Source organism: Enterococcus sp. AZ128, from assembly GCF_051714485.1.
GTDB lineage: Bacteria > Bacillota > Bacilli > Lactobacillales > Enterococcaceae > Enterococcus_A.
This window is the reverse complement of the sequence record NZ_JBIORZ010000004.1, coordinates 322,737-346,614: the sequence shown is the minus strand read 5'-3', so window position 1 is coordinate 346,614 and position 23,878 is coordinate 322,737. Positions and strand designations below refer to the sequence as shown.

Genomic DNA, 23,878 nt, shown 5'->3' with positions numbered 1-23,878 from the left:
GGAGAATTATGAAAAAAAGAGTGATTGCTTTGTTGGCATTATCTGCACTGGTGTTAGGTTTGGGCGCTTGCGGCGGAAACTCAGCGAAAAGTGATTCAGCTGATTCTAAGAAGGAAGCCGCAAAGGATGAATCGAAAAAGATTACTTGGGCACAAGGAAACAGTGGAAATGTCTTGGTGAGTATTGCCAAAGACCAAGGCTATTTCAAAGAAGTGGGGTTGACGATTGATGAGGTTCCTTTGGATGAAGGGCAGTTAGAGGCAGTTACGACTGGGCAAGTAGATATCGCTTCTAACTCCGGAACGTGGACACCTGTTCAAATGATCGCGGCAGGCGATGACATGGCGATCATTGGCGGCTTCATGTTGACGGGTTCGATGCCGATCATTGTGGCGGATGATACTGAATGGAAGGGGCCTGAATCTTTGCTTGGCAGCAAATATGGCGATACGATCTCTCGGTATGCCACATTGCATGAATTATATGAACAAGGACATGACTTAGAAAAGGAAATCGAATTTGTCGATATCAGTGACGATGATGAAATCACTGCGATTCAAAAAGGTGAGCTTGATTATGCCGTGATCGGGACAGGGAAGATGTACCAAGTTGAAAATACCAAAGGCATCAAGATCGTTGACTATTGCAGCGACATCACACCAAATTATTCTTGCTGCCGGATGGTTGCGCGAGATTCTTGGGTGAAGGACAATCCTGAAACGGTTAAATTATTAAACGAAGCGTTGATCCGTGCGCAGGCTTACTTTGAAGCAAATCGTGAAAAATGTGTTGGGTTGATGGCGGAACAATTGGGAACGGATAAAGAGTACGTGGAAGCATACATGCTGAATGAGCATTATCGAATCAATCCAGACACTGTTAAAAATACTGTGATGGATAATTATAAGTACATGAAGGCAGTTGGCGGTATCGATCAAGAGGATAAGAATGTGAAGCTTGAAGACCGCATCTATTCAGATCTATATAAGGAAGCATTAGATAATGCCGTGGAAAAATACAGTGATGAAGATCCAGAGTTCTACAAAAATGCGGTTAAGTTCTATGAAGAAAACAACTTATAGCCGTTTAAAGGATAATTTCAGATGAGAAAAATACGTACATTCATCAAAAAATACTGGATCACTTTTCTGATTTGCGTTGGTTTTGTCTTTTTATATAAGTACATTTCTGACAATAAAATGTTCAACGCGTTGATGTTTCCACCGGTTGAGGACATCTGGGCTGCCTTTGTTAAGGATCGTGATTATGCGGTGCTCAATTTGTTTTATTCATTGAAGCTGTTAATTCCTTCGATCGCGGTAACCTTGGTGATCGCTTTAGGATTAGGTGTACTGGTCGGGATGAATACCCGATTGCGGGAGATCCTGCATCCGATTATCTATGCCTTTAGTTGTGTCCCGTCGATTTTACTCTCCCCCTTTGTTGTTTTGCTGGCACCTGATTTTTGGTGGGCATCGGTGATTTTGATCGTTTATGGAACCGTCTGGGCGACGCTTTTCGCGACGATTACCGGGATTCAAACGATTGATAAACGCTATTTGGATAATGCGGCGACATTGGAATTACGAGGTGCGAGGAAATTTTTTAAGGTGATTTTACCGGCAGCCAGTCCGTCGATCCTGTCAGGCTTTGTTAATTCGTTGCGCAGTTCCTTTGTAATGCTGGTCTATGCAGAAATGTATGGTGCAACGTATGGTTTGGGCTTTTATGTTAAGCGTTACTCCAGCCTCGGGATCTACAAAAATATGTGGGGCGGCTTCATCTTCATGGTGTTAGTACTCGTGTTGGTGATGCAGCTGTTTGAGAAAATTAAAAACAGGCTGCTGAAATGGACGATTGATTGATCTATAAGCAGTGAAATTTCGAAAAGTTGGCGGGGGTGTTAAGATCTCCCGCCAATTTTTTTCTAGTTTATTTAGCTAAAAAATAAGACATTATCCCATAAATATCCTTGCGAAATTCTTTTTTTTAATACTAAAAAATATAATCGGATTAAATTAAAATTTTTGTTGAATTTAATTAAATGAGAGCGTATACTCGTGATTATTGGGTGTCTAAAAAAAATATTTTTTTAAATAAAAAAAGATAACGGTCGTTATCTCTTTTTTATCGCACTCAATCACACAAATGCATGGAAATCAGGAGGAAAAAAGATGCGCAGGGAAAAAAATAGATGGCTGATCGCCTTATCCGGAGTAGCGATTCATCTGTCTATCGGTTCAGCATACGCATGGAGCGTATTTAAGGAACCAATCGAAGAGTTGACCGGTTGGGATAAATCGTCGATCTCTTTTGCATTTAGTTTAGCAATTTTCTGTTTAGGAACATCAGCGGCGTTTATGGGGAAATTTGTAGAAAAATTTGGCCCGAAGAAAACGGGAACAGTCGCGTCGATTTTATTCGGATTAGGAATCATTTCGACTGGTTTTGCTATTTCTAGTCAATCGCTGCCAATGTTGTATCTGACTTACGGAATTATCGGCGGGATCGGTTTGGGAGCTGGGTATGTGACACCAGTGTCAACAATGATTCGCTGGTTCCCAGATAGAAAAGGATTGGCTACTGGACTTGCCATCATGGGCTTTGGATTTGCATCCATGATCACCGGTCCGATCGCCCAGCAATTGATGGTGCGTGTCGGCGTTTCTCAAACCTTCTATATTTTAGGGGTTGCTTATTTCTTAGTGATGTTCACAGCTTCGCGCTATTTGGAAAAACCGCCAGTTGACTGGACACCGGCAGGCTTTGAAGCCCCGAGTCCAACAGAAGAAGTGAAAGTACAATATCGCGGCGTTCAATTGACCGCTAACCAAGCAATCAAAACCAAAACATTTTGGTTATTATGGTTTATGCTGTTTCTAAATATTACTTGCGGAATCTCGCTTGTTTCGGAAGCTTCACCGATGGCTCAAGAAATTACCGGCATGTCTGCTGGGATGGCTGCTACGATGGTCGGCGTGATGGGTGTCTTCAACGGCTTAGGTCGTTTGGTCTGGGCGCTGATTTCAGATGTCTTGGGTCGAAAAAATGTCTTTACGATTCTGTTTATTATCGATATTGTCGTTTTATTAAGTTTATCAGTTGTGAGTTCACCGCTGATGTTTGCGGCATTGATCTGTCTATTGATGACTTGCTACGGCGCAGGATTTTCGATTGTACCAGCGTATATCGGGGACGTCTTCGGCTCGAAAGAAGTCGGTGCGATCCATGGATATATCTTAACTGCTTGGGCAGCGGCTGGAATGTTTGGTCCGATCTTCTTAGGAAAGATCACTGAAATATTCCATGCGTATACGAATGTTTTACGAATCTTCGCTGTATTAGCGTTAGTTGGTTTTACGGCTTCGATGATCATTCGTGCGTCAATCAAAGGCTTGGCAAAGAAATCAACCGATAGTGAGACACCGGCAGGATCAAACTGCGATAGCACAAAACGTGCCTAAATAATAAATTTAAAGCGATTGAAGTCCGTTGATTTCAATCGCTTCTTTTTGTCGTATGAAAGGAACAGGACGTATCTGAATAATGGTTGACTACTCAACTAATATTTGGTAATTTAGTTGAGTAGTCAACTATTTTGTTTGTGGACTAGGATCTTCGTTCCACTTTTCGCAGTGGAAAAAAAGAATGTTTATAGGAGGAAATCATGAAACGAAGTGTCGGACGGTTGATTTCGATTTTATATCGAAAAAATCAAATTTATTTAAACGCGGCAATGAAGCCGTTGAACATCACAAGTGCTGAACAACCGATCTTAATGTATTTGTATCGGCATAATGCGGTACCGCAAGAGGAAATTAGTGCGTATCTTCAAGTAGACAAGGCTTTGACGACACGAACGGTTCAAACCTTATTGGAAAAAGGGCTGGTAACGAAGGAAAAAGACGAGAAAGACAAACGCTGCAACAAGATTTCTTTGACACAAAAAGGGTTGGACATGCGGGAAGCAATGATCGAAAAGTTCGATGGCTGGAATCAAATCATGTTGGACGGGATGGATGAGGCAAAGCAGGAATTGCTTTTTGAGTTGTTGGAAGAAATGGTTGAAAAAACTGAGCAGCATGATTTAAAGGGAGGCTAAAAAATGGAAGCAGCAAATCCGTTAGGGACTGAAAAAATTTCAAAATTATTGTGGCAATTCTCAATTCCGGCAATCATTGGGATGGTAGTAAATGCGTTATATAATGTGGTGGATCGAATTTACATCGGTCATGCTCCAGGGTTAGGAGCAGATGGACTAGCCGGGATCACGATCGGTTTTCCGATCATGATCATTTTATTATCGATCGGTATTTTGTTTGGTGTAGGCGGCGCCACTCTTTTTTCCATGAGGTTAGGGCAAGGAAAAACAGAGGAAGCCGAGCTTGCATTGGGGAATGCTTTTTCCTTACTGATCATCAGCGGGGCCTTATTTATGATTTTGGGCCATTTGTTTTTGTCTCCAGTATTGTCGGTTTTTGGAGCTAGTGCGAGAGTATTGCCATTTGCGATGAGCTATATGCGCATCATCTTCTCAGGCGCGGTTTTTCAAATCGTCAGTATTGGATTGAACAATTTTCTGCGTGCAGACGGACAGCCGAAATTGGCGATGATCACCATGTTTATGGGAGCCGGTGTTAATATCATTCTTGATCCCGTCTTTATCTATGTGTTTGATATGGGGATGGCCGGTGCTGCTCTAGCGACGATTCTTTCTCAATTCATCTCCATGGTGTGGATTTTATTTTACTTTTTAAGTAAACGCAGCCATCACACTATTCAATTGAAAAACATGCCGATCAAGCTTCACATAGCAGCTAGAATAACGGCATTGGGTCTGCCAAACTTTCTGCTGCAATTAGGAAATAGCCTGTTGAACGTCGTATTGAATATGACCCTTTTAAGCTATGGCGGTGATATTGCTGTTTCTGGTATGGGGATCGTCAATAGTATTCAAACGATTTTGCTGATGCCGATCACTGGACTTGTTCAGGGGGCTCAGCCAATCGTCAGCTTCAACTTTGGCGCAAAAAAATTCAATCGAGTAAGAGAAACACAAAAATACGCGATCTCGATCGCAACATTGATCGTATTGATTGGCTGGTTGGCTACCAGAATTATGCCGGAACAATTGGTGCGGCTGTTTAACAATGAGCCTGAATTATTGTCTTTTGCAACGAAGGCTTTGCAGGCATGGTTTATGTGTTTGCCGTTGATTGGGTTTCAAATTGTTGCTTCGAATTTTTTCCAGGCAACTGGACGAACGCGTTCAGCGATCTTTTTAACCTTGACTCGTCAAATCATTTTATTGATTCCAGCTTTGTTAGTGTTTTCCAAAACGTGGGGCATGGATGGTCTGCTCCATGCAGCACCTTTTGCTGATGCTGGTGCGGCCATTTTGACCGGTGTCTTTTATGTGATTGGTATTAAACGGCTGATCAAGGAAGAATCAGAGCTGGAAGGGTTGAATTACGAAACAGAATAAATAAACTAGAGTGTACCGTTTGCTGCGGTACGCTTTTTTGTTTCGAGAACACGCTTGATTAATTTTAAATAAACTGTCTTTTGTGAGAAGAAGCAATTATAATTTGGAAAAGGCTTGCAGGTCAAAAATGGAGGATTGAAAATGTTTGTTGTGAATCTCATCGAGAAAGCTCATGTAGATACAGTTCCCTTCTTATTTGGTGCATTAGGAGTAATCACTCTGGTAATTAGTTTGCAGCCCTATACTGGCGGACTTGGGTATCGAGGTATTGCGTTTTTATGCTATGGCAAACGAATCTGGCAGTTTTCGAATCGCTTGTTTGGCGTAGTGTTCGTTGTCTTATCGATCCTCTTATATCTACTGTTTAACTTTGGTTCGCTCTCGGTTAATAATAAAGTGTTTGTTGCAACAAGTGCCTGTTTTCTGTGCTGTCTTATCAGCGATGGGGTTACGCTATACTTAAAAAAACGTCAGACTAAATAATGAAGGTTGACAAAAGAAATAAATACGATTAAAATAGTTAGCATGTTAACTAATCGAGGAGCGAGTGTTATGAAGGAGCCGGAAACAATTGGGTTTGAGGTCAGAGAATTATCACTAATGATTGCTAGACAGATTGAAAAGGCAAGTAATGATGGGCATATTAGAGGGCCGCAAGGATTTGCTTTAGGTTTTTTGGTCCATAATCGTGACAAAGAAATTTACCAAAAGGATTTGGAAGAGCGATTGTCGATTCGGAAACCGACCGCCAGCAAGCTAGTTGATCGCATGATCAAAAACGGTTTTTTAACGACTGCTCCGTCTCAAAAGGACAAACGGCTGAAACAATTGATCGTGACCGAAAAAGCAATTCAGACAACGATCGAAGTCGAAAAACAAATTGATAATGTTGAAAAAGTTTTGAAACAAGGGATTTCTGAGGAAGAATTAACACAATTTTTCGCCACGATGAAAAAGTTCAAACAAAATATCCAACTATAATCTGATTGTCTAACGATCAGATTTCTATTTAGACTGATGGTTAGCATGCTAATATAAAAGCTTCAGAGCTGCTTTTGTCAGGATAAATAAAACATCAATCACATGTATCGGCTATTTAAAAAATGGATAGACGATGCGAATACAAGTAAGGAGGTTTTTTATGATACAACTAATAAAACGAACCAATTCAAAAGAGCGGCTGCTGGTACTGGCGAGTGTGCTATTCATCGTCGGACAAGTATGGATGGACTTGAAAGTACCAGATTATATGTCGCAAATTACTACATTGGTACAGACGCCTAATACGGCGATCAGCGAAATTTTGAAACCGGGGGGCTGGATGGTCCTGCTTTCTTTAATGAGTTTTGTCTTTTCTTCGATCGTCGGTTTATTCGCTGCAAAATTGGCGGCGAGCCTAACTTGCCGATTGCGAGAAGACATGTTTGGCAAGGTGATGGATTATTCCACCCATGAGATCCAGCAATTTTCGATCCCAAGTTTGACTACCCGGACTACAAATGATTTAACTCAAATTCAACAGGTGGTCGCGATGGGATTGCAATTGCTGATCAAGGGGCCGATCACAGCAGTTTGGGCAGTTTTGAAGATTGCTGGAAAAAATTGGCAATGGACCACGACGACCGGTATCGCTGTTTTGATTTTGCTGATTATGCTGTCGATAATTTTGACGCTTGTGCAGCCGAGGTTTGCCAAAGTTCAACAACTGACGGACAAGGTAAACAGTATTACGCATGAAAATTTAACCGGATTGCGGGTGGTTCGCGCGTACAATGCTGAGGACTATCAAGAAGAAAAATTTGAGGAAGCGAATCAAGACCTTACGTCAACGAATTTATTTGCGGGTCGAGTGATGGCTATGCTGAGTCCAGGAATGAGCTTGATTTCCAGCGGATTGACTCTGGCGGTTTATTGGATTGGGGCTTATATGATCCAACAAGCGCAAGGGATGGTAAAACTCTCGCTCTTTAGCGACATGATCGTGTTCTCATCGTATGCGATGCAGGTTGTTATGAGTTTTGTTCTGATGTCGATGATCTTTATGATTTTGCCGCGGGCAACTGTTTCGGCAAAACGGATCAATGAAGTTTTAGTGAAAGAATCTTCCGTGGAATTTCCAGAAGAAGGAGAAAAAAGGCAGCCAGCGGTCAAAGGAACTGTGGAATTCGATCATGTTTCCTTTAGTTATCCAGATGCTTCCGAACCAGTGCTCCATGATATCAATTTTAAAGCGGCACAAGGAGACACCGTCGCTTTCATTGGCTCTACCGGCAGCGGGAAAAGTACGATCTTGAATTTAATTCCGCGCTTTTATGAAACTAGCGAGGGGTCGATCTCAATCGATGGGCAGCCGATCAATACCTATAGTCACGTAAATCTGAACGACATCGTCGGCTATATTCCTCAAAAACCAGTCTTGTTCAGCGGAACGATCCAATCGAATTTAGACTTTGGAACGAGCAGCAATGATCCATTGGATGAGGCGAAAATGCAAGCAGCTTTATCGATCGCTCAAGCCAGTGAATTCGTGAATGAAAAAGAAGATAAATTGAATAGTCACGTTGCTCAAAATGGCAGCAATTTTTCTGGCGGACAGAAGCAGCGTCTAGCGATTGCCCGAGTAATCGCGCGGCAACCGGAGATTTTATTATTTGATGATTCCTTCTCTGCATTGGATTATAAAACAGATAAGAAACTACGTGAGGTACTAAAAGAAAAATTGGCTGACACGACCAAATTGATCGTGGCTCAACGAATCAGCACCATCATGGATGCCGACCAAATCATTGTTTTAGATGAGGGGCATATCGTCGGACAAGGAACCCATGAAGTTCTGCTTGAGACAAACGCGGTCTACCAAGAGATTGCTTATTCTCAGCTGTCGAAGGAGGAATTAGTCAATGGATAATACACTGGAAACAATCCAAACACAGTCGCAAGAAAATCCTTTAAGGGATAATATTTTTAAAGCGCTCAATCAATATAAATGGCCTTTGATCGCAGCGATCCTATTTGCAACGATCGGAAGCATCACTCAAATCGTAGGACCCAATCGCTTAAGCGAGATCACAGATTTGATTACACAGGGATTAAGCGGATCAATCAATCTTACACAGATCGGTCAGATTGGACTGAGCCTAGTCATTTTATACGGAATCGGTTCGATCCTCTCCTATTTCCAAGGGTTCATCATAGCGACAGTGACTCAACGCTTTTCTAAGCAAATGCGCCGTCAGATATCAGAAAAAATCAATGACGTACCCTTGAACTATTTTGATTCTCATAGTCAAGGAGACACATTGAGTCGAGTGACGAATGACCTAGATACTGTGAGTCAATCCTTGAATCAAAGTTTGAGTTCATTGTTTCCATCAATTACACTATTTATCGGCTGTCTGGTTATGATGTTCCGCACCAATTTATTATTAACGCTCACATCAGTTGTATCTGTGCTATTAGGTTTTCTGTTGATGGGACTTATTATGGCAAAATCACAGATTCATTTTAATCAGCAGCAGCACAAACTAGCTAAGATCAATGGTTTTGCAGAGGAGGCCTACTCTGGTCAACAAGTCATTAATGCATATAGTGCCGCAAAAGATATGAAGAGCGAATTTGGCGAAATGAATCAAGATTATTATGGCAGTGTCTGGAAGGCGCAGTTTCTATCAGGAATCATGCAGCCGTTGATGGGATTTATCGGGAATTTTGGCTATGTTGCAGTCTGTGTTGTTGGCGCTGTTTTGACTTTGCGCGGCGATATTACTTTTGGTGTCATCGTCGCATTCACGGTATACATTCGTTTGTTTTCACAACCTTTATCACAGCTGGCGCAAGCCTTCTCTAACTTGCAATCGGCGGGGGCTGCTATGAGCCGAGTTTTTGAATTTTTGAATGAAGATGAATTGGCGGACGAATCAGAAAAAGCGGTGAAATTACGCAACGCAGAAGGCAATGTCCGTTTTGAAAATGTCAGCTTCGGCTATGATAAAGAACAGACGATCATCCATAATTTCAATGTTGAAGCAAAAGCAGGACAAAAAATCGCCATCGTTGGTCCAACAGGAGCTGGGAAAACGACCATTGTTAATTTACTGATGCGTTTTTACGAGACAAACCGTGGAGAAATTAAGATTGACGGCGTCTCCATCAAAGATATGACCCGAGAAGAAGTTCATGATCAATTTTGTATGGTATTACAAGATACGTGGCTGTTCGAAGGAACGATTAAAGAAAATTTGATCTATAATCAGCAGCATGTTTCTAATGAAACAGTCATCAATGCCTGTAAAGCAGTCGGAATCGATCATTTTATTCGAACCTTACCAAAAGGGTATGAGACATATTTAGATGACAGCGTCAGCCTATCCGTCGGACAAAAGCAATTGTTGACGATTGCCCGTGCAATCATTAAAGACGCCCCAATGCTGATTTTGGATGAAGCGACTAGTTCCGTTGATACACGAACAGAAGAATTGATCCAAGCGGCGATGGATAAATTAATGAACAATCGCACGTCCTTTGTGATTGCACATCGTTTATCGACTATTCGAAACGCTGATCTGATCCTTGTCATGAACGAAGGAAATATTATTGAACAAGGAAACCATGAGGAATTGATGAAACAAAAAGGTTTTTATGCTGATCTATATAATAGCCAGTTCGAGAAAGAACAACTTGCTTAAAAGAAAAAAGCGATTAGAATCGAGAGATTTTAATCGCTTTTTTTGCGTTTTACATCAGAACAATTTCAGCCAAACGCATGTCTGAAAAGAGATATTAGCTAATTTGCTTTTTAGGTTTAAATGACGAGATATTCACATGAATAAAATTTCATGTTATTTTATCTTGACACATTTTTTGCTAAGTGATAAAGTGTCGTTGTTGAATCGTAACCATTACGATTTATTTAGTCTAAATAGTAATCGATCATATCAATGGTTTCCAATGATTCAAAGAAAATTTTAGTCGGTGTTGTTTCGATAACTTATCCAAAATAGGTTAAGGTGAACGGATCAATCGAAAGCTCGAGGTGTTTTTTTGAAATGACTAGTTAGAAGGAAAAAGAAGTAGCTAAGCAAAGAGTCAAAATAAATCAAAACGAAAGAGGCCCGGAATGAAAAAGAAATTAGGGATTATCCTTATCAGTTTATTTGCGCTTATTGGATTAGCAGCTTGTAAGGAAAATAATCAAGCAGCGTCCCAAAATAAAGACAAGAAGTTGAAAATTGTCACCACTTTTTACCCCATCTATGACTTTACTAAAACGATTGTCGGAGATGAAGGCGACGTTTCTCTATTAATACCTGCCGGCTCGGAACCGCATGATTATGAACCATCCGCTAAAGATATGGCGAAGATAACCGAAGCAGATACCTTTGTTTACCACAATGAGAACATGGAGACCTGGGTGCCGAATGCCATCAAGTCTTGGAAGAAAGGCGCGCCCAATACGATCGAAGGTACGAAGGATATGCTTCTGCTCCCAGGTGGTGAAGAGGAAGGCCATGATCATGGAGAGGAAGCGGGACATCATCATGAACTCGATCCGCATACTTGGCTTTCACCACATCGGGCGATCAAGGAAGTGACTTCAATCAAAAATCAATTAGTGAAGTTGTATCCAGATAAAAAGGCAGAATTTGAAACGAACACTAAAAAATACGTAGCAAAATTAGAAGCTTTGGATAACGAATATTCAGACAGCTTAAAGGACGCAAAACAAAAGAATTTTGTTACTCAGCATACCGCGTTCAGCTACTTAGCTTTGGATTATGGATTGAATCAGGTGGGAATTTCAGGAATCAATCCTGATCAAGAGCCCGATCCTTCGCGAATCGCTGAATTGAAGCATTACGTTGAGGATAATGAAATCAACTATATTTATTTCGAGAACAATAATCAAGGTAAAGCTGCGAAAACACTTGCGGATGAAACTAAGGTCAAATTAGAAGTACTCAATCCATTGGAAAGTTTAACTAAAAAACAGATGGATGCTGGTGAGAATTATTTATCAGTGATGAAAGAGAACTTGGCGGCCTTAAAGAAGACGACAAATGTTGCTGGCAAAGAAGTAAAACCTGAGGAAGAAGCGAAGACTGAGCAGACAATCTACAACGGCTATTTCAAAGATGCTGAAGTGAAAGATCGAAAATTATCAGATTACGCCGGTGATTGGCAGTCCGTTTATCCATTAGTAGAAAATGGAACATTGGATGAAGTTTTTGATTACAAAGCAAAGTTAAAGAAGGATAAGACAGCTGCGGAATATAAGACCTACTATGAAAAAGGCTATAAGACGGATGTAGATGAAATCAAGATTACAGACAATAAAATCGACTTCATCGTTAATGGGAAACATCATAACTATACCTATGAATATGCCGGTCATGAAATATTAACTTATGAAAAAGGCAATCGCGGGGTTCGTTTCACCTTTGAAACCAAAGATCCGGCTGCCGGAGAGTATAAATATGTTCAATTCAGCGATCATGGAATCGCACCAGCAAAAGCGGCGCATTTTCATATTTACTTTGGCGGCGAGAGTCAAAAAGCCTTATACAATGAGCTCGATAATTGGCCGACCTACTATCCAACTCGTATGGCCAGTCATGAAATCGCTCAAGAAATGTTGGCTCATTAATAATCAAGTAAGAGGTGGAATTAATGGAAAAGACCGATATCTCTAGTGCATACCGACGCCTAAAGAGCCCCAATATTAAGACGCGCAAACGGGCGTTAAAGATCATCAAAGAAGCCAAAAGAAACCGAACAAGAAAATAGCAGAAACGATCTCCTAGACGAATCAATGTTTAGGAGATCGTTCTCGCTAAAGGAGTCTAATCAGAAAAATTTCTAAGGGTAAATGAATTATTTAAATCCGCAATTGTGCGTTCATGTTCAGTCATTTCCTGTAGCAACCTGAAAGATAGTATTGAAAACGATCAGAAAAAGTGTTTAAATGAGAATGAATCTCATTATCATTTGAGTTTCGGGATTGTTGGTAAATGAGTTGAAAATGTGGAAGGAGTTAGATAAATGAAGAATGAATCGGTATTGGTTCGTTACATTAAGAAAAAGAAAGGGTTGTTAACGGCCTCCGGTATTTTGGCGACGGTTTCAACAGTGGTACAGTTTATTCCTTTTTATTGTATTTATAAAATCATTGAATTATTGATGGTTGGTGATTATTCAGCCAACGGCTTGATTCATTGGAGTTTAGTTTCAATGGGAAGTGTCTTAGTCGGGGTAGTTCTTCTGTATGCCTCATCGATGTGCTCGCATGTTGCTGCTTTCGACATTCTATATGAGATCCGAATGGATATCCTGCAGCATCTATCAAAAGTCTCGATGGGCTATTTTACTCGGAAATCGAGTGGTCAATTAATGAAGATCATTGATCAATGTGTCGAAAAAATGGAATCTTTTATCGCACATCAGATTCCTGATATTGTTTCAGCTTTGATCTTTCCATTGATCTATATTGGCTTGATGCTGAAAATTGATTGGCGTTTAGGCTTGATGTCTTTAGTTCCACTTTTTCTGGCAGTCGGTATTTATGCTTATCTGATGGGGAAAACGATGAAGAATAATAAGGTAAAGGAATATCATGACGCGCTGGAAGCCATGAATAGTAATGGTGTTGAGTATGTTCGCGCAATGCCGGCGGTCAAAGTCTTTGGTCTATCAGTCGGAAACTTCAAACGATTCCATCAGAGTATTAAGGACTATCGGAACTTAGTCATGGATTGGTCCAATGGGTTTCGGTCAGGCTATGTTTTATTTACGACATTAATAACGTCCGTTGTTTTGTTTGTCATGCCATTTGGTGCGTTTTTGATTAGCCAAAGTCCGCAAGACAAAACGTTATCACTGACAGTCATGCTGTTTATCATTTTGGCTTCAGGAACGACTGGCCCATTTATGAAATTGATGTATGCGGCGTCGACCTTCAGTAATGTGAATGAAGGGGTAAAGCGTGTGGATGAAATTTTTGCAGAAGCACCAGTGATAGAAAAAGAGACAGCATCTGGTTTTTCAGGGAACGGTATTTCTTTTGAGGAAGTCTCATTTGCCTATACGGAAGGGAATTCTGTACTTAAAAAAGTTAGTTTTGATCTGAAGCCCAATACGATGAATGCTTTAGTTGGGCCATCAGGCGGTGGGAAAAGCACGATTGCCCAATTACTATTACGCTTTTATGATCCGGCAGCAGGGGCGATAAAGATCGGCGGAACGGATATTCGTGAAGTAACGATCGATACATTGATGCGGGATGTTTCCTTTGTTTTCCAAGATGTCACATTATTCAATGACACGATCGCAGCGAATATTCGCTTAGGAAACAAAAAGGCCAGCTTGGAAGAAGTTCGCTGGGCCGCCCAATTAGCGCGCTGTGATGAATTCATCCAGGAATTGCCGAATGGGTATGACACGATGATCGGCGAGCAAGGCGTCTTCTTATCTAAAGGTGAAGCGCAGCGGATATCGATCGCACGGGCGCTTTTAAAAAATTCACCGATTTTAGTTTTAGATGAGGCAACTGCTTACGCGGATGCTGAAAATGAAGTGCATATTCAACAAGCGATCAGCGAACTGGTCAAAGGAAAGACCGTTTTGATCATCGCTCATCGTCTTTGGACGATCCAGCATGTCGATCAAATATTGGTTTGCGATAAAGGTGAGATTCAAGCTGCCGGAACACATGAAGAATTACTTGTCAGCAATCCGCTTTATCAGAAATTGTGGACGATCAATGAAGAAACGAAAGATTGGGAGGTTAAATAGGATGAAAGATGCGATTTATAATATTACTTCGGGCGAACCGAAAACATTGGCACAGTCTACTTTTTGGGCGACTTTAGAATCAATTGCTCGTTTACTGCCAGCGGTTATTGCTTTTTACGGAATTTTTGAATTGTTTGAATCCTATCAACAGAACCGACCGTTGGATATGCGGCTTTATCTTTATCTGATTCTTGCAAGTGTGGTGTGGTTCGCTGTACAACTCTTAGTTTCTACGCTTGCCTACGACAGACAATATACAGCGGCGTATAACGTTTCAGAAAAAGGACGTACGAATTTGGCGAATCATTTAAGAAAACTTTCGCTAGGATTTTTAGACAGCCGTGATCCCGGCGACCTAACAACGATGATGTTGGGAGATTATACACTATTAGAAAGCGCCGTTTCTCATTTAGCACCGCAAGCTTTGGGCGCAGTCATTTTACTAGTCATGGCGTTTATTTCTCTATGCTTGATTGATTGGCGGATGACCGTGTGTCTGTATGCTATGCTGCCGATTGTATTACTAGTAGTCAAGGGTTCGAATATCTTAATGAAAAAACTGGGCGGACGGCACATCCAAGCGAAGGTAGAAAGTGCTTCTCGTCTTCAAGAATACTTGCAGGGAATCAAAGAGATCAAGGCTTATTCTTTAGGCGGTCAACAGTTTGCTCGAATTCAGCAGGCCTTTGATACACTGCGGAAGGAATCGATTCGGATTGAAGGGGTGCTGGGACCAGTGGTAATGGTAGCTATCTCACTCTTGCGGATGGGGTTACCGATATTAGTTTTTATGGGTTCTTATCTGCTTGCCCAAAGAAGTCTAGTGGAATCGGTTTTCTTAGTCTTTATTGTGGTGGTTAGTCGTATTTACGATCCCTTCACTACGTTAATGATCAATTATACGGAGATGCGTTATGCGCTGATCAGCGGTGAACGAATCATGAATATCCGCAATCAGCCGGAGGTTCAAGGAACAGAAGAGTTGACGGATGATTATACGATTCGCTTGAAAGATGTTGACTTCTCCTATAAAGATGATCTTGTATTGCAAAAAATCAATCTAGAGATCCAGCCTAGAACACTGACAGCTTTGGTTGGTCCATCGGGCAGCGGAAAATCTACGATCGTAAAATTATTGGCACGTTTCTATGATGTTCAAGCAGGCGTGATTGAGATCGGTGGGAAAGATCTTACAACGGTGAATCCAGAAAATTTATATAGTCATTTATCGATGGTGTTTCAAGATGTCTATTTATTTAAGGACACGATCTTAAATAATATTCGTGTCGGTAATCAAACGGCTACCTTTGAGGAAGTGGTCGAAGCTGCTAAAAAAGCTCATTGTCATGAATTTATCAGCGCTCTTCCAGAGGGCTATGACACACTGGTCGGTGAAGGCGGCTCAACCTTATCCGGCGGCGAGAAACAACGAATCAGTATCGCCCGAGCTTTCATCAAACAATCTGAAATCATTTTATTAGATGAAGCGACAGCCGCCCTTGATTTAGAGAATGAAGCGGGAGTTCAACGAGCAATTAAAAATCTAGTAGCAGACAAAACGGTGATTGTGATCGCGCATCGTTTAAAAACAGTTATGAACGCAGATCAGATCGTTGTTTTGGAAAAAGGAAAAGTTGCGGCGAAGGGAAAACATCAAGAGCTATACCAAACTTGCGACCTTTATCGCAAATTAGTCGATATGCAAAACGAAGCCACCAATTGGAAATTTAGTAAAAATTAATTCATTAATAGGAAATAGGATGTCAGTTTTACTTCTTGCTTTAGCGAGTTAGTAAAAGGATATACGGCTTGAACATGAAACTAATTTTTCATGGAAAAAGTAATTCATTAATAGGAAATAGGATGTCAGTTTTACTTCTTGCTTTAGCAAGTTAGTAAAAGGATATACGGCTTGAACATAAAACTAATTTTTCATGGAAAAATTAATTCATTAATAGGAAATAGGAGTGACCAAATGAAAAAGAAAAAGACGGATAAACTTATCTCAAAAGATTATTTAACAATTGGATTATATACCGTGGTCGAGTTTGTTGTAATGATGGTGATGTCGATGGTGACATTGCCGATCATGGCCTGGTTTTATCCTTATGCGACAGCCTTTGTTTTGTTTTTTACCTGTCCAATTTATTTATTGATGGCATTTAAGGTGGGAAAAAGAGGAACCTTATTAATTTTCGGGGCTATCAATGGCTTGTTTTACGCCATTATGGGAACGGTCTACATTCTGCCCATCACATTGTTGGGCGGTTTGATCGGCGAGGTGATTTTAGCTAAGACGAAGGGCTATCGGAAATTGGGTGCTCAAACGCTGGCATTTACAATCTATAACCTTCTATACGGCTTTTCAAACTATATTATCCTAGCGATCTCCGCTGATTATTACTCCAAGATGACTGAAAACACGGGTTATTCTGGGGATCATCTTAAATACTTAACAGAACCATTTTGGATCATGATCTCTATTGGGGCCTTGATCTCCGCGATTGTTTTAGGTTGTCTTTTCGGCTACAAATTATTGAATAAACATTTTGTAAAAGCTGGTGTAATCAAATCTGTGTAATGAAAAGGAGACGTCTATGAAAAAAAGTATTGATCCTAGAATCCAATTTCTTTTACTGATCGTCCAAAGTATTTTAGTTTTGTTCGCAAGGATGGATCAATTGATTTTATTGAACGTTTTTGCACTATTCTATTTACTTTATGCAGGTTTGATTCAAACAGCGATTAAGATGAGTGCGGTAATTGCTGCAACAGTCGCGCTATATATTTATATCGTGACTGCAGATCAGCAGTGGGTGAAAATGTTAGGTTTTTTGTGTTTTCTTGTCTTGCGTTTTGGGCCAGTTATTATAATGGCGCGTGTAATGCAGGAGGTACCTACAGGTCGTTTGATGGCGGCGATGCAGTCACTGAGACTGCCGAAAAATTTTATTCTCACTTTAGCAGTGACTTTGCGCTTTTTCCCGATCATCAAATTAGAAAATGACACGATCCAAATGTCTGCTCGCTTACGAGGTCTTTCATACTCTCAGCCTAAAAATTGGTTACGGCCATTGCAGGCGTTTGAATACACCTTTGTTCCCTTAATGATGCGGACGATGAAAATCACAGATGAGTTGACAGCGGCGGCTATGACCAAGGGCATTGATTGTCCGGGCCAACGAACATCGATTTATCAGACCCGTTTATCCAACAAGGATTTACTGCTCGTTGTGTTTTTTATCGGTTTTACGGTCTGTATTTTTACATTCAACTTTTTGGAGGTCTAGATGGTACAATCAGCGATCAAGTTAAAAAATATCCGTTTTAGTTACGGCGCGGAAGAGCCGCAGTTGGATGATCTTTCGTTAGAAATAGGGAAGGGCGAATGTGTACTCGTGACCGGAGCTTCAGGGTGCGGGAAAACCACATTGACCCGTTTGATTAACGGCCTGATTCCCCACTATTATGAAGGAGAGTTGACCGGCGAACTTCAATTGAATGGAAAAAATGCCTTGGAACTGGAGGATTGGGAATACGGTGAACAAGTAGGAAGTGTCTTTCAGGATGCCCGTTCTCAATTTTTTACTTCGAATGTATTAGATGAATTGGCTTTTGCTTCTGAAAATTATCGTCTTGAAGCCCAAACAATCAAACAGCGAATTGATGATGTACTGAAACTGAATCAAATGGACTATTTAAAGAAGCGAAAGCTATCTCAGCTTTCGAGTGGTGAAAAACAAAAGGTTGTCATGGGCGCAGTGGAAGTTCATTATCCTGAGATTTTTGTGCTGGATGAGCCGTCCGCTAATTTAGATAATCATGGCAATGCACAATTGGCCGCAACGGTGGAGCAGTTAAAAAAAGCTGGAAAAACTATTGTGATCGCGGATCATCGAATTCATTATTTGATGGAAGCGGCAGATCGAGTTATTTACATGGCGAAAGGGAAAATAGTTGAACAATGGACGATCGAGGAGTTTCGACAGTTATCAGAGGCAAAGCGGCATTCTTTTGATATTCGTGAAAAACAGGAAGTTCCAATCACGGAATTGTTAAGAGCAGAAGCAGCGGATGGTCCCTCGTTTTTAACCTTGAAAGACGTAACGATTGGTTATAGTCGTTTAGCTCCGAGCTTGATTAAGAAGCTTAATTTCTCATTGGCTAAAGGTGAGATCGCTCTGATTACAGGAGAAAATGGGTTAGGAAAAACGACCCTGGCCCGTACTTTATGCGGATTAAATAGAGAGCAGGCGGGAATAATCAGTATTGACGGACAAACGCAATCTATAAAGAAGCGGCGGGAAAAATGCTGGTTTGTTTTGCAAGATGCAGATTATCAGCTGTTTTCCGACAGCGTCTTGAATGAACTGCTTCTAGGAACGAAAAAGACTGAGGAGAATTTTGCGAAAGCAGAAAAACTGTTGAAGGAATTGAATTTATGGAGTTTCAAAGAGCAGCATCCGGCGACGCTGTCTGGCGGTCAGAAACAACGGTTAGTTTTTGCGGTTGGCTTGATGCGGGAACCTGAGCTGCTGATTTTAGATGAACCCACTTCGGGCCTGGATGCTGGCAACATGCGGCGAGTACAGCGGATGATCGTTGATTATGCTGATAAAGGAATAACGTTCGTGATCATTACTCATGATCTAGAATTTGCGAAAGGATTTGGTCGAAGTACGATCGAATTAGGAAAGCCTTGCCCAAAAAATATTCAACAGTCTGAATTGATAGTGTCTAAATAAATAGAAACGACTTCAAGAGAGTAGATTGTGCTAGCTTGAAGTCTTTTTGTTGATCGCTGTTGGGTAGATATAAAGAATCACCTAAAATTTTCTAATGAATGATTTATAGGTGCGCCTAACTTTTTAATGGATGGTAGAATAATAAAAGAAAAAAATTGTGGGGGCTCCTATGAAGAAAAACGTAACATACATAATCGCTTTGTTAGCTATCGTTTTATTAGGCCTTTTTATTCAGGCAAAGAGCAGTGTTTTTTATGACGAACCTGTGCTGCGTGTAGAAAAGGTTGAAGCGAATAGCTCAGAGAAAACACAAAAAATAGAAGGAAAGCTATTGAATCAAAAAGGGACCGTCACGTTAGAAACCACCTACTATGAAAATGAAAGTGTCTCTCCGCTGTACCGAAAGGGAAATCAGCTGATTCTTCAAAAATCGGCTAACCACTGGCAGGTATTAGCGTTGAAACGAGATGGGTATGTTTTCATTTTAATTGGTTTGTTCATCTTGACCGTGTTGTTCATCAGTGGAGAAAAAGGAATTCGAGCATTGATCGGCTTAATATTGAACAGCTCTCTATTAGTCTTGGTTTTATGGGTGAATCAGCGAAACAACAGTCTTTCGCTACTGTTTCTAATGGTAATTTATACGATTATTGCTGTATTTTTAGCTATGGGCACTTCTTATGGATTTAAAAAGCTAGACGTCAGAAAAGTTTTTGGCACTTTAGTCAGCGTTTTTCTTGCTTTTCTTATTTGTCTTGTTGCGATGAATTTATTGAAAGATAGCGGTTTGCGCTATGAAGAGATGCAATTTATTACCCGACCATATCGTTCCGTTTTTTTAGCGGGGCTATTGATCGGTGCGATTGGTGCAAGTATGGACAATGTCGTGACGATCATTTCAGCTTTAGATGAGATCCGTATCCAAAATGAGCAGCTTCCGCTGAAAAAACTAGTACGATCTGGAAGAAAAATCGCTCAGGACACTGCTTCATCAATGATCAATGTATTAATGTTCGCGTATCTCAGCGGAGCCATTCCATCTGTAGTCTTCTATCTGGCAAATGGCTGGAATTTTTCCGAAGTCATCGGGATGCACCTATCGTTAGAGATTTTACGAACCTTATGTGGCGGTTTCGCGATTGTCTTGTCTGTTCCAGCGGCCTTATTCGCTTTTAGTATGGCTGAAAAATGGGAAAGGAGGGCGATCAGATGAGTGTATTGATTTGCCTTACCTTGATTTTGATGGGTTTGATGCTGTTGATTTTCAAAAAGAGTTCGATCTATATGATTACAGGTACTTTTGCCAATTTTTGCTTATTTATCTTACTACTGTATGTATTAAGTAAAGGATTCCCGGTTTATCCAGTGACTTTTTTGATTTTTTTAGGAGTAACAATAGTGACGCTGTTTTATATCAATGACTTCAATCAAAAAACAAAAGCAGCCTTTCTTTGTGTCTTATTCTTTTTGGTGGTGTTCACCATTGCTACATTACCTATTATACAACTTGTTAAGGTTCATGGATTCGCTATGGAGGAATTGGATGAATTACAGATGCTGGATCTTTCCGCAGCTGTTCCATTCTCCGCGCTTAATCTCTCAATCATCTTGATGAGTTTTTCTGGTGCCGTGATCGACAGCAGTATGGCGGTCAGCAGTTCAACCCATGAAATCTATCGCCGCACGGAAAAACTAACGTTTAAAGAACTGGTCCACTCCAGTATGAGTGTTGTTCATGAGTTACTTAGCTCGACAATCAATACGCTGCTGTTTGCTTTTATGGGCTCTAGTCTAGCATTGATTATCTGGATTCAAGATTTGAATTATTCTTTTCTTGAGATTATCAATTCCAAAGCGTTTGTGAGCGAATTGCTGATCAGTTTATTAACGGGGATGGCCGCAGTGATTATTTTACCAATTACTTCACTCGTTTCTAGTTATATTTTTTTTAATCAGCATTTTAAAAACATAGAAAAGTAGTGCTGTATCCTAGTATAGAAGTTATTAAGAATAAAGACATTTCTCACGTAACGTGATAGCTAATGAACTGCATAATGACTAATCCTTCTAAGAAATAGATAGAAGGATTAGTCATTATTTGTATTGATAGTTTAGAAATCTCTGGCAAGTCTGAAAACTGATCCTTTAGTCATTGATCTGAACAGGGCTGCTTAAAAAAGTTGAACAAATCGCTGCCAGTTCTTGTGGTGTTTCTTGCGCGCCGTTTTCGATCCAGGTGTAGAGGATCGACCAAAATACGCCGCTAGTAAAGGCATGGGCATATTCCGCTATGTTGGGGCTGAGCTTTTCTTGTCTGACATAACCATTGTTCAATTTCGGTATTCGTTTTTGGTATTGTTTAAAAATGTAGAACATCAAATCATTTTTATAGAGCACCTTGAGTTGAGCAAGATGCTTCTGCCAAAAAGTGAAATGATGATAGACCAGTGTTTCGTAATTGGCGGCCGAGTAGCGTTCTTCAAAGGCAGCATATTCTAAAAAAAGGTGTTCGACGGCTCGCTCCAGTACCTCCTCTTTGTTTTTGAAATAACGATAAAAGGTTTTTCTGCCGATAGCCGCTTCCTGTGCAATCTGAGTTACTGTAATCAAGGCATACTCATCTACTTCCATCACGGCGAACAATCCAGCTATGATTTGAACTTCTTTTCCCATGAATGACCTCCTAGTGACACACTTTATGGTAATCTGTTTCCTTTGATTGAAAGGGTGTCGGTTCTCTCTTAAACTATAGTTGCGTGACACAGTTGTGTCAAATGGAGGAGAAGAATTATGAAGAATATTGGGAAATGGTATGTAATCAATGGCGTGAAGCAATATGTCCAATTCATTAGCGAGAATGTTGAAAATCCGATGTTGATTTATTTACATGGCGGACCTGGGGATGCGGCATTGCCGCTGGTCGAACACTTCAACAAAGAGCTGGCCCAAAAGTATACACTCGTTATTTGGGAACAACGAGGCTCGGGAAAATCCTATTATCCGTTTGCGAAAAATGAGAGAATGACGATCAATACCTTTGTATCTGATTTAAAAGTTTTGATTGAGCATTTGCTGACTGAATGGGAAAAAGACAACGTTTGTCTAATGGGGCATTCGTGGGGAAGTATCATTGGGCTGGAATTTATCAAGCAATACCCTGAATTGGTGGACTATTACATTGGAGTTGGCCAAGTAGTCTGTTCCCAAAGGATGTTTGAAGATAGTCGGACTTATATTTTGAATCAGCCTGTGCGGCCAAAGATCAAACAACAGATTTCTGCAATCGATACATCCTTTAATCAGAAAAACTGGTATACAGATCTGATGTTCTTCATGAATCAATTGATCAAAACGAAAGGTTCCCTCTACAAACAAAAAACATATACCTCTTTTTATAACTACTTTATTCGTTCCAAAAACTATTCTTTGATGGATTGTATCAATCGATTAAAGGGATCAAAGCAGTCGATAGAACGGCTCTGGCAAGAAGTAGCGACCATTGATTTTACGAAAGATACAAAGTTTGAGGTGCCGGTCATTTTGATCGAAGGAGAATACGATTACCATGCTTCGAACGAGCTCGCTTTTGATTTTTATCAAGCAATCGAATCACCCAAAGCTTATATTTGTATGAAGAATACCGCTCATTTTCCTCAATGGAGCAGAGCGGAGACCTTCAATCAAGTTGTGAATACACTGGAAATTCCCATCAAAAGCGGAGAAAATTATCTAGTGGTTTAGTTTACGAGAATTATCGGTGCTGCTAGATCGAATAAAGCCTTCAGAGATTCCATAAAGTAAGAATTTCCGAAGGCTTCAAAATGAGTAAATTTAGAAATCAAATTCGTCTGGAACAGGACCGCTGCGCAACGCTTCATTTAAATCATTCAGACGGGTCATATCTGTTTGATCCAATTCAAAATCAAATACATCTGCATTGCTTTGCATCCGTTGTTCGTGGACTGATTTTACGACGAGTAAAATGTCTTGTTGAATGTCCCAACGTAGGATGACTTGTGCAGGTGTTTTTTTGTGTTTTTCAGCGATTTCCAAAATAGTAGGTTCGTTTAATAATTTTCCCTGCATCAAAGGTGACCATGCTTGGATTTTGATAGCGTGTTTTTCGCAGAAATCACGCAGAGTTTGCTGAGATAATTTTGGATGTAGTTCCACTTGGTTAACGACAGGAACGACCTTAGCGTAAGACAGCAATTCTTCTAAATGATGGACCTCGAAATTGCTGACACCGATCGCTTTGATTTTTCCAGCGGCATACAGTTCTTCCAATGCTTGCCAAGATTCCTTGAAGGCCTCTTTGCCTGGCCAGTGGATCAAATATAGATCTAAATAATCTAAAGCCAACCGATCAAGAGTTTCTTCAAAGGCGGTGATTGTTTCAGCGTGAGTGAGATGATTATTCCAAACCTTTGATGTAACGAATAAGTCTTCACGAGTTAGTCCTGTTGCGGCTAAACCTTCTTTGATTCCAATCCCCGTTCCCGTTTCATTTCCATAAATTTGAGCGGTATCGATCAAACGATACCCGTTAATAATTCCATTTTTGACGACTTCCGCTGTATCTTCATCCGGAATTTGAAATACCCCTAAACCAAGTCCGGGGATTTCTGTTCCGTTGTTAAAACGTACCTTGTCTGTTAAAGAATGAATCATGTAAAAAAACCTCCTCATAAATTTCTTAGCCTAGTATATGAGGTGAATTTCCAAATGTATAGTACGTACTTTAAAGTGCTATAGGCACCAAAAAGTAATTTTTGTGTAACAGCAAGAAAACCCAAAAAAAAAATAGGAGTGGATGACTAAAAAAAAATATAAAGAAACAAACGATATTTTATAGTACTCG

The 23,878-nt window shown here is 40.5% G+C and carries 21 protein-coding genes; 19 read left to right on the top strand and 2 right to left on the bottom strand.

Going from position 1 to position 23,878, the window contains the following annotated elements; translation table 11 throughout:
* Positions 1-8: 8 nt before the first annotated feature.
* The 18 genes from IGI38_RS22905 to IGI38_RS22820 all read left to right on the top strand — a co-directional run bounded on the left by IGI38_RS22905 (position 9) and on the right by IGI38_RS22820 (position 20,997).
* Complete coding sequence (locus tag IGI38_RS22905) at positions 9-1,082, top strand: ABC transporter substrate-binding protein (RefSeq protein WP_438734243.1); 1,074 nt, start codon at positions 9-11, stop codon at positions 1,080-1,082.
* A gap of 21 nt (positions 1,083-1,103) precedes the next feature.
* Positions 1,104-1,865 carry an ABC transporter permease gene (locus IGI38_RS22900; protein ID WP_438734242.1) on the top strand — a complete coding sequence of 254 codons (762 nt, stop codon included), beginning with the start codon at positions 1,104-1,106 and terminating at the stop codon, positions 1,863-1,865.
* 309 nt (positions 1,866-2,174) lie between these two features.
* Complete coding sequence (locus IGI38_RS22895; RefSeq protein ID WP_438734241.1) at positions 2,175-3,464, top strand: L-lactate MFS transporter; 1,290 nt, start codon at positions 2,175-2,177, stop codon at positions 3,462-3,464.
* 203 nt (positions 3,465-3,667) lie between these two features.
* A complete protein-coding gene (locus tag IGI38_RS22890) occupies positions 3,668-4,102 on the top strand; it encodes a MarR family winged helix-turn-helix transcriptional regulator (protein WP_438734240.1) in 435 nt (144 codons plus the stop codon).
* A gap of 3 nt (positions 4,103-4,105) precedes the next feature.
* Positions 4,106-5,485: an MATE family efflux transporter gene (locus IGI38_RS22885; RefSeq protein WP_438734239.1), complete on the top strand. Its 1,380-nt coding sequence runs from the start codon at positions 4,106-4,108 to the stop codon at positions 5,483-5,485.
* A 141-nt stretch (positions 5,486-5,626) separates the two neighbouring features.
* Positions 5,627-5,968, top strand: coding sequence for a hypothetical protein (locus tag IGI38_RS22880; RefSeq protein ID WP_438734237.1), 342 nt, complete (start codon positions 5,627-5,629; stop codon positions 5,966-5,968).
* 69 nt (positions 5,969-6,037) lie between these two features.
* Positions 6,038-6,466, top strand: coding sequence for a MarR family winged helix-turn-helix transcriptional regulator (locus IGI38_RS22875; protein ID WP_438734236.1), 429 nt, complete (start codon positions 6,038-6,040; stop codon positions 6,464-6,466).
* 160 nt (positions 6,467-6,626) lie between these two features.
* The gene (locus tag IGI38_RS22870; RefSeq protein ID WP_438734235.1) at positions 6,627-8,393 is read left to right on the top strand and encodes an ABC transporter ATP-binding protein; all 1,767 of its coding nucleotides are present in this window, start codon (positions 6,627-6,629) and stop codon (positions 8,391-8,393) included.
* Positions 8,386-10,170 (top strand): ABC transporter ATP-binding protein, encoded by a 1,785-nt coding sequence (locus IGI38_RS22865; RefSeq protein WP_438734234.1) that lies wholly within the window; start codon positions 8,386-8,388, stop codon positions 10,168-10,170. The genes IGI38_RS22870 and IGI38_RS22865 overlap by 8 nt, the downstream gene beginning before the upstream one ends.
* Positions 10,171-10,601: 431 nt before the next feature.
* Positions 10,602-12,128 (top strand): metal ABC transporter solute-binding protein, Zn/Mn family, encoded by a 1,527-nt coding sequence (locus IGI38_RS22860; RefSeq protein ID WP_438734233.1) that lies wholly within the window; start codon positions 10,602-10,604, stop codon positions 12,126-12,128.
* Between the two features lie 23 nt (positions 12,129-12,151).
* On the top strand, positions 12,152-12,268 hold the full coding sequence (locus IGI38_RS22855) for a putative metal homeostasis protein (RefSeq protein WP_438734232.1): 117 nt from the start codon (positions 12,152-12,154) through the stop codon (positions 12,266-12,268).
* 255 nt (positions 12,269-12,523) lie between these two features.
* Positions 12,524-14,272, top strand: coding sequence for an ABC transporter ATP-binding protein (locus tag IGI38_RS22850; protein WP_438734230.1), 1,749 nt, complete (start codon positions 12,524-12,526; stop codon positions 14,270-14,272).
* Between the two features lies 1 nt (position 14,273).
* Positions 14,274-16,013 (top strand): ABC transporter ATP-binding protein, encoded by a 1,740-nt coding sequence (locus tag IGI38_RS22845; RefSeq protein WP_438734228.1) that lies wholly within the window; start codon positions 14,274-14,276, stop codon positions 16,011-16,013.
* Positions 16,014-16,247: 234 nt separating this feature from the next.
* Positions 16,248-16,853 carry an MptD family putative ECF transporter S component gene (locus tag IGI38_RS22840; RefSeq protein WP_438734227.1) on the top strand — a complete coding sequence of 202 codons (606 nt, stop codon included), beginning with the start codon at positions 16,248-16,250 and terminating at the stop codon, positions 16,851-16,853.
* 16 nt (positions 16,854-16,869) lie between these two features.
* A complete protein-coding gene (locus IGI38_RS22835) occupies positions 16,870-17,562 on the top strand; it encodes an energy-coupling factor transporter transmembrane component T (RefSeq protein WP_438734225.1) in 693 nt (230 codons plus the stop codon).
* The gene (locus IGI38_RS22830; protein WP_438734224.1) at positions 17,563-19,017 is read left to right on the top strand and encodes an ABC transporter ATP-binding protein; all 1,455 of its coding nucleotides are present in this window, start codon (positions 17,563-17,565) and stop codon (positions 19,015-19,017) included. It begins immediately after the preceding gene.
* A gap of 169 nt (positions 19,018-19,186) precedes the next feature.
* Entirely contained in the window at positions 19,187-20,230 is a 1,044-nt protein-coding gene (locus IGI38_RS22825; protein ID WP_438734223.1) for a YibE/F family protein, read from the top strand.
* Positions 20,227-20,997: a YibE/F family protein gene (locus IGI38_RS22820; RefSeq protein ID WP_438734221.1), complete on the top strand. Its 771-nt coding sequence runs from the start codon at positions 20,227-20,229 to the stop codon at positions 20,995-20,997. The genes IGI38_RS22825 and IGI38_RS22820 overlap by 4 nt, the downstream gene beginning before the upstream one ends.
* 165 nt (positions 20,998-21,162) lie before the next feature.
* Here the strand turns inward: IGI38_RS22820 and IGI38_RS22815 are convergent, their stop codons facing one another.
* Positions 21,163-21,690 carry a TetR/AcrR family transcriptional regulator gene (locus IGI38_RS22815; protein ID WP_438734220.1) on the bottom strand — a complete coding sequence of 176 codons (528 nt, stop codon included), beginning with the start codon at positions 21,688-21,690 and terminating at the stop codon, positions 21,163-21,165.
* A gap of 117 nt (positions 21,691-21,807) precedes the next feature.
* Between IGI38_RS22815 and IGI38_RS22810 the strand changes: the two genes are divergently transcribed.
* Positions 21,808-22,758 carry an alpha/beta fold hydrolase gene (locus IGI38_RS22810; RefSeq protein WP_438734219.1) on the top strand — a complete coding sequence of 317 codons (951 nt, stop codon included), beginning with the start codon at positions 21,808-21,810 and terminating at the stop codon, positions 22,756-22,758.
* A gap of 90 nt (positions 22,759-22,848) precedes the next feature.
* On the opposite strand, the gene IGI38_RS22805 is transcribed toward IGI38_RS22810, so the two are convergent.
* Positions 22,849-23,688 carry an aldo/keto reductase gene (locus IGI38_RS22805; protein ID WP_438734218.1) on the bottom strand — a complete coding sequence of 280 codons (840 nt, stop codon included), beginning with the start codon at positions 23,686-23,688 and terminating at the stop codon, positions 22,849-22,851.
* Positions 23,689-23,878: the final 190 nt, after the last annotated feature.